At 69.0% G+C, this 2,582-nt stretch carries 4 protein-coding genes; all 4 read right to left on the minus strand.

Annotated features, from left to right (window positions below):
- Nucleotides 1–1,029, minus strand: a 1,029-nt coding sequence (locus L615_RS02980) for an NADH-quinone oxidoreductase subunit D (protein WP_145724066.1), incomplete at its 3' end; no start/stop codon positions are given.
- Nucleotides 1,029–1,802 (minus strand): NADH-quinone oxidoreductase subunit C, encoded by a 774-nt coding sequence (locus L615_RS02985; RefSeq protein ID WP_145724067.1) that lies wholly within the window; start codon nucleotides 1,800–1,802, stop codon nucleotides 1,029–1,031. The genes L615_RS02985 and L615_RS02980, both read right to left, overlap by 1 nt.
- Nucleotides 1,799–2,356, minus strand: a complete 558-nt coding sequence (locus L615_RS02990) for an NADH-quinone oxidoreductase subunit B family protein (protein ID WP_145724068.1) — start codon at nucleotides 2,354–2,356, stop codon at nucleotides 1,799–1,801. Before L615_RS02990 ends, L615_RS02985 begins: the two co-directional genes overlap by 4 nt.
- An 18-nt stretch (nucleotides 2,357–2,374) precedes the next feature.
- A partial coding sequence (gene ndhC / locus L615_RS02995) for an NADH-quinone oxidoreductase subunit A (protein WP_186449702.1) occupies nucleotides 2,375–2,582 on the minus strand: 208 nt, incomplete at its 5' end.

The following is a 2,582-nucleotide window of genomic DNA, read 5'->3' on the forward strand; positions in this document are numbered from 1 at the left end:
CCCGTCGCTGCCGATCGAGAGCTGGCTGGGCCAGGCGATCTTCTTGTCCGCGACCATGACCGGTGCACCCTCGAGGCGGGCCAGCCGGTCGGCGGCCTGCTCGATGATCTTCAGCGACTCCCACATCTCGTTGAGGCGCACCCGGAACCGGCCGTAGGAGTCGGCGGTGTCCCAGGTCTGCACGTCGAAGTCGTAGGTCTCGTAGCCGCTGTAGGGCTGGGCCTTGCGCAGGTCGAAGCCGTAGCCGGTGCTGCGCAGGACCGGTCCGGTGAGGCCCAGCGCCATGCAGCCCTCGAGGTCGAGGTGGCCGACGTTCTCCAGGCGGGCCTTGAAGATCGGGTTCGCGTTGCAGAGTGCGGCGTACTCCGGCAGGCGCTTCTTCATCAGGGCGACGAAGGAGCGGATCTCGTCGAGCGCACCGGGCGGCAGGTCCTGCGCCACGCCGCCGGGGCGGATGAACGCGTGGTTCATGCGCAGGCCGGTGATCAGCTCGAAGAGGTCGAGCACCAGCTCGCGCTCGCGGAAGCCGATCGTCATCACGGTCAGCGCCCCGATCTCCATGCCACCGGTGGCGATGCAGACCAGGTGCGAGGAGATCCGGTTGAGCTCCATGAGCAGGACCCGCATGACCTGGGCCTTCTCGGGGATGTCGTCCTCGATGTCGAGCAGCCGCTCGACGCCGAGCACGTAGCTCATCTCGTTGAAGAACGGGGACAGGTAGTCCATCCGGGTGCAGAACGTGACGCCCTGCGTCCACGTCCGGTACTCCATGTTCTTCTCGATGCCGGTGTGGAGGTAGCCGATGCCGCAGCGGGCCTCGGTGACCGTCTCCCCCTCGATCTCGAGGATCAGCCGCAGCACACCGTGGGTGGACGGGTGCTGCGGGCCCATGTTGACCACGACCCGCTCGGCGGCGTCGCCCTCACCCAGTCCGGAGGCGATCTCGTCCCAGTCCTGGCCGGTGACGGTGAAGACCCGGCCCTCGCTGGTCTCGCTCGGGTCGGCGTAGAAGTCGGTGCCGGTGCTCATCAGTTGTAGCTCCTGCGCTGGTCGGGCGGCGGGACCGAGGCGCCCTTGTACTCGACGGGGATGCCGCCGAGCGGGTAGTCCTTGCGCTGCGGGTGGCCGGGCCAGTCGTCCGGCATGAGGATCCGGGTCAGCGCGGGGTGCCCGTCGAACTGGATGCCGAACATGTCCCAGGTCTCCCGCTCGTGCCAGTCGGCCGCGGGGTAGACCTTCACGACCGACGGGATGTGCGGGTCGTCGTCGGGCGCGCTGACCTCGACCCGGATCCGCCGGTTCCACGTGTACGACGCGAGGTGGTAGACCGCGTGCAGCTCCCGCCCCGCGTCACCGGGGTAGTGCACGCCGCTCACGCCGGAGAGGAACTCGAAGCGCAGCTCCGGGTCGTCGCGCAGCAGCTGCATCGCCGGGACCAGCTCCGCCCGCCGGACGTGGAAGGTGATCTCGCCCCGGTGGATCACGACCTGCTCGACCATCGCGTCGAGCTTGTCGGCGACCGTGTCGAACCAGCCGCCGTAGGGCCGCTGCGCAGCACCGGGGAGCACGACCGGGGCCACCAGGCCGCCGTACCCGCTGGTGTCGCCGCTGCCCTTGACGCCGAACATGCCCCGACGCTCGCCGACGGCGCGGACCTCGACGCCGGGCTCGCCCAGCGCCTCGTGCGCGTTCTCGGGCGACTGCGCCACGGCGGGCTGCTCGACGGCCTTCTCCGGGTCGGCCTTCGGGTCCTGCTGGGCCGCGCGCTCCTGCTTGTCCGGGGCGGGCTTGTCGTCGCTCACCGCAGCATCCCCCTCATGTCGCTGGTCGGCAGCGCGCGCAGCGCCTCGGCCTCGAGCTCACGGACCTGCGCCTCGCGGTTCTTGCCGAAGGGGGTGTCGTGCTGGACCTTGTCGTGCAGCTTGAGGATCGCGTCGATGAGCATCTCCGGGCGCGGCGGGCAGCCGGGGAGGTACATGTCGACGGGCACGACGTGGTCGACGCCCTGCACGATCGCGTAGTTGTTGAACATGCCGCCGCTGCTGGCGCACACGCCCATCGCGAGCACCCACTTGGGCTCGGCCATCTGGTCGTAGATCTGGCGCAGGACCGGCGCCATCTTCTGGCTCACCCGGCCCGCGACGATCATCAGGTCGGCCTGGCGCGGGCTGGCCCGGAAGACCTCCATGCCGAACCGGGCCAGGTCGTACTTCGGGCCTCCGGTCGTCATCATCTCGATCGCGCAGCACGCGAGACCGAAGGTGGCCGGCCAGAAGCTGGCCTTGCGCATGTAGCCGGCGAGTCCCTCGACCGTGCTCAGCAGCACCCCGCTGGGGAGCTTCTCCTCGACACCCATGTCCGTCGTACCTCCGGGTCAGTCCCAGTCCAGGCCGCCACGCCGCCATACGTAGGCGTAGGCGACGAACACGGTGGCGATGAASAGSACCATCTCGACCAGCCCGAACCACGCCATGTTGTCCAGCTGCATGGCCCACGGGTAGAGGAAGATGATCTCGATGTCGAAGACGATGAAGAGCATCGCCGTGATGTAGTACTTCACCGGGAAGCGGCCGCTCAGCGCC

This window comes from Nocardioides sp. J9 (assembly GCF_007829375.1).
Lineage (GTDB): Bacteria > Actinomycetota > Actinomycetes > Propionibacteriales > Nocardioidaceae > Nocardioides.

Bases quoted from the DNA above. Each gene is read 5' to 3' on its own strand.
- L615_RS02990 (WP_145724068.1), bottom strand. From the start codon at position 2,356: ATGGGTGTCGAGGAGAAGCTCCCCAGCGGGGTGCTGCTGAGCACGGTC.